This window comes from Trinickia violacea, from assembly GCF_005280735.1.
Classification (GTDB): domain Bacteria; phylum Pseudomonadota; class Gammaproteobacteria; order Burkholderiales; family Burkholderiaceae; genus Trinickia_A; species Trinickia_A violacea.
Window position 1 is genome coordinate 2,642,080 of record NZ_CP040077.1, and the last position, 15,415, is coordinate 2,657,494.

General features: G+C 62.3%; 15 protein-coding genes. 8 read left to right on the top strand and 7 right to left on the bottom strand.

Annotated elements, in window-relative coordinates; all coding sequences use genetic code 11:
- Positions 1-7 precede the first annotated feature (7 nt).
- The 3 genes from FAZ95_RS11940 to FAZ95_RS11950 are packed head-to-tail and all read left to right on the top strand — an operon-like array spanning position 8 to position 2,892.
- Positions 8-1,138 carry a S41 family peptidase gene (locus FAZ95_RS11940; RefSeq protein ID WP_137332647.1) on the top strand — a complete coding sequence of 377 codons (1,131 nt, stop codon included), beginning with the start codon at positions 8-10 and terminating at the stop codon, positions 1,136-1,138.
- A 3-nt stretch (positions 1,139-1,141) separates the two neighbouring features.
- Positions 1,142-2,458, top strand: a complete 1,317-nt coding sequence (locus FAZ95_RS11945; RefSeq protein WP_137332648.1) for a serine/threonine protein kinase — start codon at positions 1,142-1,144, stop codon at positions 2,456-2,458.
- Positions 2,459-2,502: 44 nt separating this feature from the next.
- On the top strand, positions 2,503-2,892 hold the full coding sequence (locus FAZ95_RS11950; RefSeq protein ID WP_137332649.1) for a DUF4280 domain-containing protein: 390 nt from the start codon (positions 2,503-2,505) through the stop codon (positions 2,890-2,892).
- Positions 2,893-2,914: 22 nt separating this feature from the next.
- On the opposite strand, the gene FAZ95_RS11955 is transcribed toward FAZ95_RS11950, so the two are convergent.
- Together FAZ95_RS11955 and FAZ95_RS11960 are read right to left on the bottom strand one after the other, a co-directional pair.
- Complete coding sequence (locus tag FAZ95_RS11955; protein WP_137332650.1) at positions 2,915-3,511, bottom strand: hypothetical protein; 597 nt, start codon at positions 3,509-3,511, stop codon at positions 2,915-2,917.
- Positions 3,486-4,700, bottom strand: coding sequence for a PASTA domain-containing protein (locus FAZ95_RS11960; RefSeq protein ID WP_137332651.1), 1,215 nt, complete (start codon positions 4,698-4,700; stop codon positions 3,486-3,488). The genes FAZ95_RS11955 and FAZ95_RS11960 overlap by 26 nt, the downstream gene beginning before the upstream one ends.
- A 705-nt stretch (positions 4,701-5,405) precedes the next feature.
- On the opposite strand from FAZ95_RS11960, the gene FAZ95_RS11965 reads away from it, so the two are divergent.
- Positions 5,406-6,740, top strand: coding sequence for an eCIS core domain-containing protein (locus FAZ95_RS11965; RefSeq protein WP_217497394.1), 1,335 nt, complete (start codon positions 5,406-5,408; stop codon positions 6,738-6,740).
- Between the two features lie 676 nt (positions 6,741-7,416).
- On the opposite strand, the gene FAZ95_RS11970 is transcribed toward FAZ95_RS11965, so the two are convergent.
- Entirely contained in the window at positions 7,417-8,664 is a 1,248-nt protein-coding gene (locus FAZ95_RS11970) for a type II toxin-antitoxin system HipA family toxin (RefSeq protein WP_137332652.1), read from the bottom strand.
- Entirely contained in the window at positions 8,657-8,995 is a 339-nt protein-coding gene (locus tag FAZ95_RS11975) for a helix-turn-helix domain-containing protein (protein WP_137332653.1), read from the bottom strand. Before FAZ95_RS11975 ends, FAZ95_RS11970 begins: the two co-directional genes overlap by 8 nt.
- A gap of 537 nt (positions 8,996-9,532) precedes the next feature.
- On the opposite strand from FAZ95_RS11975, the gene frmR reads away from it, so the two are divergent.
- The gene (gene frmR / locus FAZ95_RS11980; protein ID WP_137332654.1) at positions 9,533-9,808 is read left to right on the top strand and encodes a formaldehyde-responsive transcriptional repressor FrmR; all 276 of its coding nucleotides are present in this window, start codon (positions 9,533-9,535) and stop codon (positions 9,806-9,808) included.
- Positions 9,809-9,873: 65 nt separating this feature from the next.
- A complete protein-coding gene (locus FAZ95_RS11985) occupies positions 9,874-10,983 on the top strand; it encodes an S-(hydroxymethyl)glutathione dehydrogenase/class III alcohol dehydrogenase (RefSeq protein WP_137332655.1) in 1,110 nt (369 codons plus the stop codon).
- A 44-nt stretch (positions 10,984-11,027) separates the two neighbouring features.
- Here FAZ95_RS11985 and FAZ95_RS39755 read toward each other — a convergent pair whose 3' ends face one another.
- From FAZ95_RS39755 to FAZ95_RS12000, 3 genes are all read right to left on the bottom strand, one after another.
- Positions 11,028-11,207, bottom strand: coding sequence for a hypothetical protein (locus FAZ95_RS39755; RefSeq protein WP_217497395.1), 180 nt, complete (start codon positions 11,205-11,207; stop codon positions 11,028-11,030).
- A gap of 145 nt (positions 11,208-11,352) precedes the next feature.
- Positions 11,353-12,150 (bottom strand): FadR/GntR family transcriptional regulator, encoded by a 798-nt coding sequence (locus FAZ95_RS11995; protein WP_175425577.1) that lies wholly within the window; start codon positions 12,148-12,150, stop codon positions 11,353-11,355.
- Positions 12,151-12,329: 179 nt separating this feature from the next.
- Positions 12,330-13,259 (bottom strand): LysR family transcriptional regulator, encoded by a 930-nt coding sequence (locus FAZ95_RS12000; RefSeq protein ID WP_137334524.1) that lies wholly within the window; start codon positions 13,257-13,259, stop codon positions 12,330-12,332.
- A 115-nt stretch (positions 13,260-13,374) separates the two neighbouring features.
- On the opposite strand from FAZ95_RS12000, the gene FAZ95_RS12005 reads away from it, so the two are divergent.
- A complete protein-coding gene (locus FAZ95_RS12005; protein ID WP_137332657.1) occupies positions 13,375-14,424 on the top strand; it encodes an aromatic ring-hydroxylating dioxygenase subunit alpha in 1,050 nt (349 codons plus the stop codon).
- Between the two features lies 1 nt (position 14,425).
- Positions 14,426-15,382, top strand: a complete 957-nt coding sequence (locus tag FAZ95_RS12010) for a PDR/VanB family oxidoreductase (protein ID WP_137332658.1) — start codon at positions 14,426-14,428, stop codon at positions 15,380-15,382.
- Positions 15,383-15,415 lie beyond the last annotated feature (33 nt).

Sequence of the window (15,415 nt, forward strand, 5' to 3'; positions counted from 1 at the left end):
CCGCGCAATGAATGACATGAACAAGGCCGTGCTGCTCGCGATGCTCATCACTCCACTCGTCCATTCATCAGCGCCGGCCGAGATGCCGGCGTCGTGTCCGGTCGACTGCGCGAAGGATGGGCAGTGTGACGCGGCGTTGCGACTCTACGCGCAAGCGTTGGCGCAGATCGGCGCGCGCGCCGCCTTCGACACCGGCGACGAGAGCGCGATCGCCGAACAGTCGCTAGCCGCGTATCTGGCCGCCCGCGATCCCTACTCAGGTTTTTTGACGCGCGACGAATACGCGGCCTACCAGGCCGCGCAACAGCCCGCCTATACGGGTGTCGGCGCCGAGCTGGAGCGCCGGCGCGACGGCGGCACCCTGCTCTATCCATTTCCGGACGGGCCCGCCGCGCGCGCCGGCATCAAGGCCGGTGAGCGCCTGGTGTCGATCGGCGGCGTGCCGGTCAGTGGCAGGCCACTCGCCGTGCTCGTCGCCCGTGTCGCAGGGCCGCCCGGCACGCAGGTGATGCTGGAGGTCGCCGGCGAAAACGGCGCCGTGCGCCGCGTCGGCGTTACGCGAGAAGCCGTCGCGCAGCCGCCGCTATCCGAGTCGAGAGCGGGCCGCGCGCGTGTCATCAGTCTGTCGAGCTTCACGGCCTCGACCCGCGGCGCGATCGAATCGATGCTCGCGCGCGGCATTCCGGCGCCTGTCGTGATCGACCTGCGCGGCTGCGGCGGCGGCGACTTCTATGCGGCCATCGACACCGCGATGCTGTTTCTGAGCAAGGGCCAGACTATCGTCACCGTCAGCCGGCGCGACGGCGCGCAACGGTATGCGAGCACCATCGACGGACTGCGGCTCGCTCAGCCCGTTTTCCTGTGGCAGGACGAACACACGGCGAGCGCCGCGGAACTGTTCATCGGCGCGCTGACCGACAACGCGCGCGCGACGTCGATCGGCCGCACGAGCGCCGGCAAAGGCAGCCGCCAGGACATCCTGCCGCTTGCCGACGGCTCCGCGCTGATCTTGACCACGGGCTACCTGAGCACGCCGCGCGGCGTGCGCTTCGACGGGCGCGGCCTCGCGCCGCAACGCCCGGTGGCGGAAGGCGCGGGCACCGCCGTCTATCTGAATGCAAGCGGCCTGAAGGAGTGAGCGATGCGCGACGACGGCCTGATCGGCCAGACCATCCACGGCAACCTGTTGATCAACGCGCTGCTCGGCGAGGGCGCAATGGGGCGCGTGTATCTCGCGACGAACGCCGAAATCCGGGAGAAGCGCTACGCGGTCAAAGTCCTGAAGCGCGGGTTCACGCATGACGCGAGCTTCCGCCAGCACTTCTATGACGAAGCACGGCAGCAGGCCCAGCTCGATCACGCGCATATCGTACAGATGATCGACTACTTCCACATCGACGAAGACTATTTCCTCGTCCTCGAATACGTCGACGGCAAACCGCTCAGCGAGCTGATCGACAAGACCGGCGGGAAGGGACTGCCTGAAAAGCAGGCGTTGCCGATCGTGAAGGGCATGCTGGCCGGACTCGATTGCGCGCACCGCCTCGCGATCCTGCATCGCGACGTCAAGCCGTCCAACGTGCTCGTCGACCGCTCCGGCCGCGCGCGGCTCACCGACTTCGGCATCGCGATGCAGGCGGGCGGCACCGCGTGGGGGCAAGATCGGCACGTCGTCGGCACACCGGCTTACATGAGCCCGGAACAGCTCAGGAACAGCGCGTCCATCGATCACCGCTCCGACGTCTATTCAGCCGGTGTCGTGCTGTTCGAGGCGCTGACCGGCCGCCTGCCGTTCCCGGGCGATTCGTTCGAGACCGTCGAGGCGCAGCAGCTCGCGCGGCCCGCTCCGGATCCGCGCGAGTTCAATCCGAAACTCCGCAAGGGTGTCGCCGACGCCGTGCGACGCGCGCTTCGCGCCGACCCCGCCGAACGCTTTCAGGGTTGCGCACAGTTTCGAAAAACGCTCGACGACCTGGACAGGGACACGTGGAAGTACGTGCTCTTGTCCGCATGCGTGCTGCTCGCGGTGAGCCTCTATCTGATCAAGGCGATGGTCATCGACCAGCAGGCGATTCAGAACCTCGTGATCGGCGCCACCCGCGGCTACAACGTGCTGTGCAAGGAAAACCTGATCCGCAACAAGAACGCGAGCACGCGGGAAGTGGCCGCGCAGGAAGGGTTTTCCGATCAGGTCGACATGTTCGACGCGCGCATTTCGAAGAACGAACGCAACATGGCGACCCTCGCGGCCGACTACGGACAGACGCTTGGCCGGCTCGCGGGATTCAATCAGTGGGCGGTGCGGCAGGTGTTCGCCAAGCCGGACCCCGATCCGCACACCGCCCCGATGCGGCCACAGATGCGCGCGGATTACGAGCGTTATCTGCAGGCCGGCACCACGCCGACACCGCCCGAAATGCGGAGCCGCTGCGACAAGCTCGGCTGGCCCGACCAATGACGCGCACATCGATCGCGCGACGCTAACTGGAGGCAAGGACTGCGATGGCACAACAGGTTACCAGCGGCGCACTGCTCCAATGCAGCTTCGGCGTCGCGCCGGCGACCCTGACGGTTCTGCCGGTCAACCGCGTGATGGCCGAAGGGCCGCCCGCGGCGACGATCCAAGACCATATTCCGCTCGTCAACATCGGCTCGTTCGGCATGTGCACGTCGATTGCCAATCCGGCCGTCGCGTCCGCGACTGCCGCTGCGCTCGGCGTGCTGACGCCGATGCCGTGCGTGCCCGCCACCGTGAGTCCGTGGGTAGCCGGCGCGCCGACCGTGCTGATCGGCGGCATGCCGGCGCTCGACAACCTGTCTCAGTGCCTGTGCATGTGGGCCGGCGTGGTCACCATCTCCAATCCCGCAACCGAGCGCACAGACGTGCCCTAGCCTCTCGCCCGATGCTGCCGCGTCAATGCCGACGCACCGGATCGCGCGCGTACTGGCCTATCGGCATGCCCTCGCCCGCGAAGCGGATATGGCCGGGAAAGCGCGCCGAGCCGAGCTCGTAGCGATGCAGCGTATGGCCGCCCAACGACAGCGTCGCTTCGCCGCGGCATTCGCCGAGCCTGATCTCGCGGATCCGCGCGTTGCGGATGCCGAGTATCGCGCCAGTGATCTTCAGCGCGAGCTTCACTTCGAACACGACATCGAAGCTGCGCAACCCTTCGATGGTGATCTCGAGCTTCGGATGATGCACTGACTCGATCGAGTGCTCGACGAGCGGCACCGAGCGCGTCGTGTCGGGCGGCGTGCGCCGCGGGTCCGCTGCTTCGCGGATCGCGGCGAGGTCGGACCACGAGCGCACGAGGATCGCGCCGAGACTCGTATCGAATCCCGTCGCGACCTGATCCTCGACGGCCTGCGCGAGCTCCCGCCACTGCAGCGTCGGCAGCTTCGCGATGTCGACCGGCGCATGCTGCTTCACCGCATCGATGAGCGCGTTCGCGCCCGCGCTGGACGAGCCGTTCCAAAGCAGCGTATTAAGCGTGACGGGGGCGTCGGACATGATCCCTCTCCCTGTGCGAGGGCCGGGAGGCATCGACGACATGCGCTTCCCATGGTTGCGACGCGAGCCTCACGTCGACCGATGGGAGATGGGCATGCCGGCTCGACATGCGGCACGATTGCTGGCCCACGTCCGCGCGCATGCTGATGCGGCAGACGAGATGCGGCCTGAGCCACCACTTGCGCACCGCGTACGCCGCGGCGCCGGCGAGCGCGAGGAGCGCCGCAACAAGCGTAACGTCCGGCCAGTCGGCGGGTTGGTCAGGTTCGACACCAACCGGGGGTTTGTCAGGAGGCTGGGAAGCAACTTCCGACGACCCTGCACGCCCGGGGCTCACTTCCCGCGACGCAGGCCCGCTGGCTACTGGCAACGCTGGAAGCTCGGGTTGCGCTGTCGGCGGCACGTTCCGTCCTGGCTGCGTTGGACCTTGGGTGTGATGCGCAACGGGCGGCTTGGGCTTGGGCGCCGGCGCAGCACCGAGCGTCACCGTCACCGCGGTGCCGGGCGGCACGTGCTCTCCCGGCATGATGCTCTGCGTGGCGACATGCCTTCCGCTCGCTCCCGGATCCTTATCGTCGACGCCGATGACGAGGCCATTCTGTTCTAGCGCTTTAAGGGCCGCCGAGACAGTCAACCCGAGCAGATTCGGCACGATGCTCAAGCGTTCGGGCGCGCTTGCCGCAATGGGAACCGACGCGACTTCCAACGGCGGAGGTGCCGAGCCCTCGCCTACTGGACTTGTCACAGGACCCGTCGCGCCTGACTGCGACGCCCCATCCGCGCTCGGCGTGCTGGCAGGGTTCGAGCGCGAAATGATCGCCGCTGCGAGGCCGCCAAGCAGCACCGCCCCAGCGGCGATCGCGGCGGCGGTGCCTGCCCCGCTGCCGCCTCCGGAGGACGGATTCGAGTTGTACGAGGGTCCCGTCGAATGCACGCCGCCGGAGGACGGATTCGAGTTGTACGAGGGTCCCGTCGAATGCCCGCCGCCGGCCGTCCCCGACTGTGTGGCGACAGGGGGGCTCGAAGTCTGCGGTGGCGGAGAAGGCTGAGAAGGTGGAGACGGCGAAGAAGGCGCGGACGCCGCGCAACCGGTTCCGGGCTTTCCGCCAGAACACAGGGTAGCCGCGTGAGCGTCGCAACCCATCACGGACATCACGCAGGACATGAACAGGCAGACGGCGCGTCGCATGATGACACCCCTCTCACACCCGGATTGGCAACGGGCCACATGAAATAAGACGAAGCGGGAGCGAACGCTTTGGAAATGACCGAATCGGCGCTTGTGCGTGAATTCATTCTTGATGTTAGGCGATCAACGCTCCAATCGCGAGCCCCGTGGGACGCTTTTACCGCCAATTGGGCCGCACCAAATGCCGCACGTCAAACCCGGGTTCGAGATGGTGCAAGCCGCTATTTCGGACTCACTACGCTCGATAAAAATCGATTCAAAAACCGCGAAGCAGGTGCGCGGAAAACATGCGATTTCATTGCCGCGGTTTCCGCCTCGGACGTCGTGCCAGTCCACTTTTAAATAGTTCTATAAGTTAATTACCGGCCCGAAGGTCTGTGCCGCGTATTTGAGCAGTTCGTCCTGATACACCTCGATCCAATATGACGCCAAGCGGCTCATGCTTACTGTCTTGTGCCAAATGCCATGTCCGCCCTTTCTGATGCACGTCCTTCAAATACCGGCAGGAACGTTAATTAATTGGGGGACGTGCGTCTCATCGCTCAGGATAGGAAAGATTTCAAGGAAGACTGAGTCGGTGTCTATACTGTACTGATCGTAGAGGTCTAATGGGATTTCTATTCCGTCCGGACGCGTGACGCACGAGAGCGGAGTCGCACAGACTACGGCGTCCCGGCGGCGATGGACTCGGAAGGGAGCCAGACGATGAAAGAGCATCAATCGGAAAACATCTCCGCCTCGAAGCCTTTTCAGATTCAGCCGATCACTACCCCGCACGAGAATCAGACGTTGGTTGCCGGAGGTAACCAACTGAACCCGCCTCTCGGCCAGGTTAGAGGCGCGAAGGCTCAGGCCTCGAATGTGAAGCGTATGACAGCTTCGCCCGGACAGGCTTCCCAGACCGGACACTATCTGCTCGCGTTACAGCGGCAGTACGGAAACCGTTATGTGCAGCGGCTGGTGTCTAAGGCCAGTCAGGAGGACGACAAGGGCCATGTCGCTCCGGCGGTGGAAACGGCGATCGAGAACGCACGCGGCGGCGGGCAGCCGATGGAAGCCGGGACTCGCCTTCAGATGGAGTCAGCCATCGGCGCCGATTTCGGCGGTGTTCGCATCCACACGGACAGCCGTGCTCACTCGCTGAATGAGGCGGTGAACGCGGTCGCGTTCACCACTGGCCAGGATATCTTCTTCCGTGATAGCAAGTACGACCCCGGCAGCCGCGAAGGCCGCCGACTTCTGGCACACGAGTTGACTCATGTGGTCCAGCAGAGTGGCGACTCGATCCTTCCTGCCGGGAGAGGCAATGTCCAGCGTATGTGTTCAGAGTGCGAGAAGGAGCGGAAGAAAAGCCTGCAATCCGAACTCGTGATCGGAGGGTCGAACGACCCGTACGAGCAGGAGGCGGACCGGGTGGCGGAGCAGGTAGTGAACGACACGGAAGAAACGGACAGCGTAAGGAAAAGTTCCCAAAGTCAAAGGCCGCTGTCAGGACCATCAGCACTCGACTTGATCCCCGAGCGCCCATTTTCCGAAAGCCGGTCCGATCAGGCTTCCGCCACCCAGCATTCCGGTCTTGAGATTGTCCGAATCAAGGAGGCAGTGATCAGCCGAAACGGGGTTCATCGGCGCATTTCCCTCGCCAATCGCCCCGGCAATTGGATCGCGCGGAAGATGAATTGGTTAGACAGTGCTTGCAAGGCAGCCTGTTGGGCGGCAGGAGGCGCGCTCGCGGTTCTGATCGGTTCGGCCTGCGCAGCCGGTACTGTCTTCACCTTGGGAGGTGTTGCCATTCCTTGCGCGGTCGCGCTCGGCGTCATCGGCGCCGCGGTGGGTGGAGCGGGCGCCTCGATTTGCAGCGACCTTTGCGACAACGCGTATGCCGCTTCCTCAAACGCAAGTGCGCAAACCGGCGGTGAGCCAACATCGGACAACGCCGTGGCCACTGCTGACGGAACTCCGGTTCCCGTCCCCGAGGGGGCGGATGAGAACGCTCCGCTTCCTCCGGGCAGTGAGGAACCCGAAGAGCAGAACGCTTGATCCGGTCACGATTTCAACGAATCGAGTCCTGCGACTGGCTGCTGTATCGCAGTAACCGAGGCGGGTCCGCTGGCGGCTGGCTCACTGGAACTATGCTCGACATCACGAAAACTGTTTCGAGGCAATGAGAGAGGTCCGATGCGCTCTTTGATGGGATTCATCGCACTTCTGATTGTTGTTCTCGCGTTGACGAAACTCCCTCAACACCGGAAGCCCGTCGCTTTCGCGGCATTCGCCGTGCTAGTAGTGGCGATGGGCATAATTGTTTGGTTACTCCGATGAAACGATCTTCGCTTCCCTATTTGATCGCATTTGTGGTCATCGTTGGCGCGGTGCTTGCCCTCCTCCAACTGCCACAGTATCGCAATCCGATCGTATACATTGCGTTAGCCGTGCTGGTCATCAGCGTGAGCGTGGTCGTGTGGACCATACGAATCGCCCGTAAACAACGAAGGAAGTGAGAGGCGGAATCGGGCCGGGCGCATCCGGTGCAGGCGGGCCGAGGCCGACATCCCAAGCCAGTCCACACTCAGTAACGCATTCAGGTCACTTGTAGTTGAATATCCTTGGATTTTTTTACCGCCTACTCCCACTCGGTTGTCAATCCGGTGGCCGGAGCCTTGTAGAGACGGCGCTTCCGCGTGATCATGCGGCGCCGATACCGTCAGCGATACCGTCACAACCGCGATGCTGCACTAAGATCGTCGTGCTCGAAGGCACTTGCCATGCGGGCGATCTCTGCGCGCCTGCAACCGACTTCCTGAGCAACCGCCTGCCATGTCCGGGTCACGTTGGCCACCTCCCTGATCGTGGCCCGAGCCTGTTTCAGCGACAGGCCAAAAAACTCCGCCGCATTTTCAAGGAGGTCAACCGAACACGTTCCCTCGTCGAGATCGATGTTAGTCGTCAGGATGCGCGCCTTGACGTCGGTTGGCGTGGGATTGAGGTCATAGGCCGGTGACAACACCCAGCCATCGCGGCCGGCCCAGAGGAAACCGTGATTGCGCAGATGGTCATCGACGTTGGAGACCAGTACATTGAAGGTCACGCGTCGATACAACTGTGCCGCATCGGCTCGCGCCTTCGCCCCGTGTTGCGTCAGTGCGTCAACCAGTTCGGGATAGCTGCCTCGTTGGCCGTCCCGTGATCCTGTCATCGACATGGCCGAGAGAAAGGGAATGCGAATACTCCCAGCGCGATCGAAGCGACGCGACAACAGCACAGGCTTGCCCGCTACCTGAAGCAGTTCGTGATGCGGGGTGGAAATGCCGGCGCGTTCAGCCAGGCGCAGGGCCACTTCCTCCCACGCCTCGATGCTGTATTCATCGGTCTCCTTCGGAAATTTTGCAATCGACAAATGGCCGTACTGGTCGATGACCGATGCCTTTGGACGCGCACCACCGAGTGACGACCCCGGCGCGAAGATCAGTTGCAGATCTTCATCGGTTTCCTCGTCCCGCAGGATGCGCTCGGTGATTTGAAGCAGCCGCCCCAATTCGATCAGCGCGGGGACACCGGCGGGCACGGGCGCCTGAAATTCATCTTCTCCGTTCCAGCGAAATCGCAACGCGCCCAGGCGCGTTTCATCCGCGACGCCCAGCAGATAATCCAGTTCACCGAGCGTACGGACACGCCGTCCTTCCCGTTCGGCGTGTCGACGCTCCGCGCGCTGCATGAGGCGGCGCCCCCACGTATCGGGCGCTGAATCGCCGATCGAACCGAAGACGGATTGATCTTGCGGCGATGGGAAAACGCCGCGCGTCAATGCCAGCGCCGGCTCAATCGAAAAGCGCTCGTCGTCGGCCAGCCAGGTCTCGTCATATTCGAACGTGACCGTTTCTTCCCGACGCGACGCATGCCGCCTGAGCAGCCCTACCGGGCGCGGCGAGCCGTCGAGATCGATATATACCTCGACATCAACCATGGTCACCCTTCCCTCCGCCGCCGCGGGGCATCCGGACACGCTGAGGCAATGCGGCGGTTGCCAGCGACTGCCCCACTGTATCCCGGGCGGCGTCGGCAACCTCCTGTAGTCCATTCAGAAGCCCAAGCGCCTGTAGCACGGCCGCGTAGATGCCGATGCTCACGCCCGGATCACCGGCTTCGACGCGCTGCAAAGTCGCTCTCGACGTGAAAGCACGTTCGGCAATCACAGCCATGGTCAACCGGCGGCGGCGGCGTGCGTCGTGGATATCGGCGCCCAATTTGCGCAGCGCCCGCCGGACGCCGGCTGAAGGAGCGTGGGGGGTCGGCATTTTGCTATCTTCACAAGTCTTTATACACCGTTAATGTATCACGAAGGTAGCATTTTTCCCAACCCGCCTGAATTGACTGGACAGCTTGACGTCGTACGGACATGGAACGCGCTCACCGCGAGCGAGTTTACGACCATGACCTACGTGCAACGGGCCGCCGGGCCGTAGTTGCCCCGGTCCTCACGAAGCCGCAGGCATGTCCGCCGATGCTTCGTCGGCCGCGTTTGCGCCGCATTACACACCTTGTCACCTGGTTTCTTTGTCACAAAATCATACTGCACCTCGAAGGAAAGCAAGTTGTGGATATCCCTACGAACCGTCGTTGGTTCGATACGCATCTTTGTTTGACTCCCGATGCTTGCCAACGCAGCCGACATCCGCGGACGCTGTGCCTGCCGCTAATGTCTGCCGCTACTTCGGACTAAATGCCAAGACGCGCGTGAGAACAGCGATCTTCAAGATCAGGTGAGCTGCTACGTATACTCCCCACCAGTATGTGGTATATACTCCCACCCAGTTCCCCAACAAATGGATGCCATGCCGCATACGCTCGAGGAAAAGAAGCGCGTTCTGGCGCGTGTACGCCGCGTCAGAGGCCAGATCGATGCGCTTGAGCGCGCCTTGGACGAAGGCGCCGAATGCGGACCTATTCTTCAGCAGATCGCCGCGGTCCGCGGCGCGGTCAACGGCTTGATGGCCGGCGTCCTCGAAAGCCATCTGCGAGAGGAGTTTTCACATGTCGCGGAAGCAACCGAAAGCTCGCAAAAATCGATTGACGAAGTTGTCTCCCTGGTGCGCTCCTACCTCCGTTGAATACCTTGGCGGCGGCCCGATTGGCCGACTGCCGAACCCTCCACTTTCTCGTCTAAAGGATCGATATGAAATCGCGTGCTGCCGTTGCGTTTGCGCCTGGCGAACCCCTGAAAGTTGTCGAGATCGACGTCGAACCTCCCCGCGCCGGTGAGGTGCTGGTGAAAATCACCCACACCGGCGTATGCCACACGGATGCCTTCACGCTCTCGGGCGACGATCCGGAGGGTCTGTTCCCGGTCGTTCTAGGCCACGAAGGCGCCGGCATCGTCGTTGAAGTTGGCGAAGGCGTGACCAGCGTCAAACCGGGCGACCACGTGATTCCGCTCTATACCGCCGAATGTGGCGAATGCCTGTTCTGCAAAAGCGGTAAAACCAATCTGTGCGTGGCCGTACGCGCCACCCAGGGTAAAGGCTTGATGCCAGACGGCACGACCCGCTTCAGCTACGAAGGCAAGCCGATCTACCACTACATGGGTTGCTCGACGTTCAGCGAGTACACCGTCGTGGCCGAGGTATCGCTGGCAAAAATCAATCCGTCGGCGGATCACGAACAGGTCTGCCTGCTTGGTTGCGGCGTGACGACAGGACTCGGCGCGGTAAAAAACACGGCGAAGGTGCAGGAAGGCGACACGGTGGCCGTGTTCGGCCTCGGCGGAATCGGTCTCGCGGTCATCCAGGGCGCGAAACTCGCCAAGGCCAGCCGCATCATCGCGATCGACACGAACCCCGGCAAGTTCGATCTGGCGCGGGCCTTCGGCGCCACCGACTGCGTGAACCCCAAGGATTTCGATAAGCCGATCCAGCAGATCATCGTGGAAATGACGGACTGGGGGGTGGACCACAGCTTCGAATGCATTGGCAATGTCAACGTCATGCGCGCGGCGCTCGAATGTGCTCATCGCGGCTGGGGCCAATCGGTGGTCATCGGCGTCGCCGGTGCCGGCCAGGAAATCTCCACGCGCCCGTTTCAGTTGGTCACCGGGCGGCGCTGGCTCGGCACGGCATTCGGCGGTGTCAAGGGCCGATCGCAGTTGCCAGGCATGGTCGAAGACGCGATGAACGGGAAGATTCAGCTCGCGCCGTTCGTCACCCACACGAAATCGCTTTCGGAGATCAACCAGGCATTCGATCTGATGCACGAGGGCAAGTCGATCAGAACCGTCGTCCACTATTGAAGTGTCGGGAAGGGTCCCGTTCTATATTGGCTCTCCGGCCTGACCTACACTGAGCAGAACTCCCCGGCTACCACCACAACGACTACTTCATCGCCGCTTTCATCGGCGAACATCTCGACCATCACGCGAAGGCACTTCGCGTGATGAACGTTCACGAGTTCGTTGCCATCCGCTCCCTGCTGACGCAATTTCGCCAGGTCGCCACGACGACCCGCGCTGGTCACGGCATTGCCACGCAGTCCCCGGCTCGAGTACTTGGTCGTCTCCGCATCCCCTCTCTGTGTCCAGCCCACATACCACTGTCGACACTCGGGTAAACCGGCACCAGGAATTCCGTGATTCTTCTTGCTACCGGCCAGCCCACCCTCGTTACCTTTGCTGGAGCAGGGATGCCAGGATTGCCAGTTCCCTCGAGGGCTCAAATGCCGCCTCTGCATTGGGCAATGCCAAGATCGTCTTGAGTGCTCGTTCGTGATACGTGCGCGCCGCCGATCGCGCGGCCTCCGGATCGCGCGTAGCAATCGCGTCAACCACGGCCTGCCGATCCTTGGCCAGCTTTCCCGCCGCCTTTCGCAGCGGCGCAAACGAAGTGCCCAACAGTTGTGTGGCAAGGCCGATCTGAACACCGAACAGGAAGCGGCAAAGGGCAGCAACCAACGGATTGCCCGACGCATTTCCCAATGCCTCGACAAACTGCATCAGGCTTACGGATATCTGAGAAGCCTCCTTGGCTTGCGCAATGCTTTCGAGAATTTCCTGCATTGCATTGATGTCTTCCTCGGACGCCTGCTTGGCCGCGAGACCCGCGGCATGCTCGACCAGCGCACCGAGCACGTCGAGCACCTGGCGAATGCCGACGCGCTCCATCTGAATCATCGAGCGCAGCGAAACGGCGATCAACTGATCCACCTCGGCAGTCACATACGCACCGCTACCGTGCCGCACCTCCACAAGGCACGCCGTGGTCAGCCCGCGAATGGCCTCTCTGATGGTCGGACCGCTCACGCCGTACGCCTGGGCGAGCTGCTTTTCGGTCGGAAGCTTGGCGCCGCGCGCCAGTTGGCCGCTAAGAATCTGCTCCCGCAAGTCTTCGAGAATCTGCTCCGCAGCATTCCCTCGATCGAGGCGCTTCGATGGTTGCCATGCGGCGAAGGGAGATTCCGGCATGATGGGGCTTCCAGGTGATAACCCCCCAAATATACTCGAAAAGCAGTCGCTTGGTGACCAGAAACCAGTAACGTTGAACGGGAATCGACCTCGTGGACCGACACGTCCCACCCATTGCTCTAGCCGGCCGGGTACGGCGGCATCGCCCCGAACGCGTCGCTCAACCATCCAACAGTCGCTCACTCGCCTTCCACGACGTCCGGATAGCGCTCGAAGGTCTCCTTGATGAGATGGCGCAGCCATACGCTAGCCGGATCCGCGTTGAAGCGGGCATGCCAGTGCTGACGCAGCGCGAACGGTGGGAGCGCGACAGGCGGCGGCACCATCCTGACGGTGCCGAGCCTCGAAAAGACCGTTCCGAGTTCCAGCGGGACGGTCGCGATCAGGTCGGGCTGCGCGTCGATCAGATGCGGCACCGCGAGAAAGTGCGGCGTGGTGAGATAGATGTTTCGCTTGATTCCGTAAGCGTCGAATGCACTGTCGTAGGCCGCGCTTGCTCGACCTGTCAATGAAACGACGATCTGCGGCATCGTCTCGAATTGCGCACGGGTCAGCGTCTTACCGATCTTCCGATTGCGTGTACTGACCAGCGTAACAAACGAATGCATGAACAATTGCTGCTGGAAGAGCCCTTCGGGTGCCGCATGAATCGACCCGAGTGCGAGATCGGCTTCCCCCGACGACAGCATGCCTTCGATCTGCTCCAGCGGAACCTGCACAGAGCGCAGCGTGCAATGAGGTGCCAGCTTTCGCATTCTCCGAATCAGAGGCGGAAGAAAGACCAGTTCACCCATATCGGTCATGCATAGAACGAAAGTGCGTTGCGCAGTCGATGGATCGAAATGCGCCTCCGCCACGACGTTCTGCCGGATCGCCACCACGATTTCCGAAATCGTTGCGCCCAGTTGCGCGCCCTTCTCGGTCGGCAACATGCCGTTGGACGTCTTCACAAAAAGCGGGTCGTCAAAGAACGCGCGGAGGCGATTGAGCGCATGGCTCATGGCGCCCTGTGTCAGTCCAATGTCCTGGGCAGCGCGGGTCACGCTTCGCTCGCGAAGCAAGGCATCAAAGACCACGAGAAGGTTGAGATCCAAATCACGTATATGCATAAGGTGCATTCCATGTATTAACGCCATTATCTTGACGCATGGATACGACAAACCTATCGTGCAGTCAAGCGCCTCGACGAACACGCGCTCACATGACAATTCAAGGAGACAAACCATGTTCGTGAAGAACACGTGGTATGTGGCCGCCTGGTCGCATGAGGTCGGGCCCGATGCGCTGTTTTCCCGTGTCGTCACGGGCAGCCCCGTGGTGATGTATCGCAAGGAAGACGGGACCATCGTTGCGCTCGAGGATCGCTGCTGCCATCGCGGCGCGCCGCTCTCCGTCGGGCGTCGCGAGGGTGACTGCGTGCGGTGCATGTATCACGGGCTCAAGTTCGACAGCGCGGGGGCGTGCGTCGAAGCCCCGGCGCAACAGCGGATTCCGGAACGGGCAAAGATCAAGCGCTACCCCGTCGTCGAGCGCCATCGGTGGATCTGGATCTGGATGGGCGATCCCGCGCTAGCGAATCCGGACGCGATTCCCGATACGCACTGGCTCGACGACCCGGCCTGGCGCTGTCTGCCAGGCTACATCCACTATCACGTGAACTACCTGCTCATCTGCGACAACCTGCTTGACTTTTCGCATCTACCGTTCGTCCATCCGACTTCGCTCGGCGGCTCTGAGGACTACGCAAAGGTTCAACCCAAGGTCGAGCGCATTGAGAACGGCGTGCGGATCACGCGGTGGGTCCTGAATACCGATGTGCCGCCGTTTGCTGCGGCCGTGAAAGACTGGCCCGGCAAGGTCGACCGATGGAACATCTACGACTTCACGCTGCCCGGCATTCTTCTCATGGACTCCGGTGTCGCACCGGCAGCCAACGGCGCGCGCGAAGGCACGCGAGTGGACGCGGCGGAATTCCGCGGATGTCAGGCCCTGACGCCCGAAACGGAAACCTCGACTCACTACTTTTTCGCCCATCCTCACAACTTCGCGCTCGATCGGCCCGAAGTGACGCGCTCAGTTCATCAGTCCGTCGTCGCTGCATTCGACGAGGATCGAGACATCATCACGGCGCAGCAACGGAATCTCTCACTCGACCCGGATTTCGAGATGATGCCGTTCGGCATCGACTCCGCACTTTCGCAGTTCCGCTGGGTGGTGAATCAACGGCTCGAAGAGGAAAACCAGGCGCGGCAGCCGTCGGCCAAGGAAAGCTGACATGATCGAGGTCAAAGTCGTTACGCTCAGGCTCGAGGCGGAAGGCATCGTCGGCATCGAACTCCGGGCTGCGGACAGCTCGCCGCTCCCACCGTTCGAACCCGGTGCGCACATCGATGTCCATTTGCCCGGCGAGAAAACGCGCCAATACTCGCTGTGCAACGACGCGTCAGATACGTCGCTGTACCGTCTCGGTGTCGGTCGCTCCGCCACTTCTCGTGGCGGGTCGGCCTATATCCACGAGAACCTGCGCTTAGGAGACCGGTTGACGATCAGTGAGCCACGCACGCTGTTCAGGCTGTCACCCGAAGCCGACCGTCATCGATTCATCGCAGGCGGCATCGGCATTACGCCGATTCTAGCCATGATCCGATGGTGCGTTCACCACGAACGCCCTTGGGAACTGCACTACTGTGTTCGATCACGTTCGCATGCAGCCTACGTCGACGAACTTCGTTCGTTCGGAGGATCCGTCCATCTTTATGTGGATGACGAGGAGCAGGCGCGCATTCCGCGCGACGTGGGCATGATGATGCGCAACATGGATGCCGGGGAGCACGTCTACTGTTGCGGTCCTGGCGGCCTGATGGATGCCGTGGCGGCACATGGCGAACAGGCCGGGCTGCCACCTGAGCGAATCCATTTCGAACGATTCGCGGCCCCTCCGGCAGAGACTCGCGTGCATGAGAACGGGTCGTTCTCCATCGTACTCGCGAGGAGCGGGCTGCGCTGCGTCGTCAAACCTGAGGAATCGATCCTCGAATGCCTCGAACGGCATGGCGTGCAAGCGGTCTCGTCATGTCGGGAAGGTTTGTGTCGAAGCTGCGAGGTCGCGCTGCTGTCGGGCGAAGCGGATCATCGCGACTACGTTCTCGGCGCCGACGAACAAGAGGCCAACAAATCGCTGATGATCTGCGTCTCGAGAGCCCGATCGAGCGAACTGGTCATCGACCTGTAGGGACCGATCGGAAAAACGTCCGGATGAACCCAC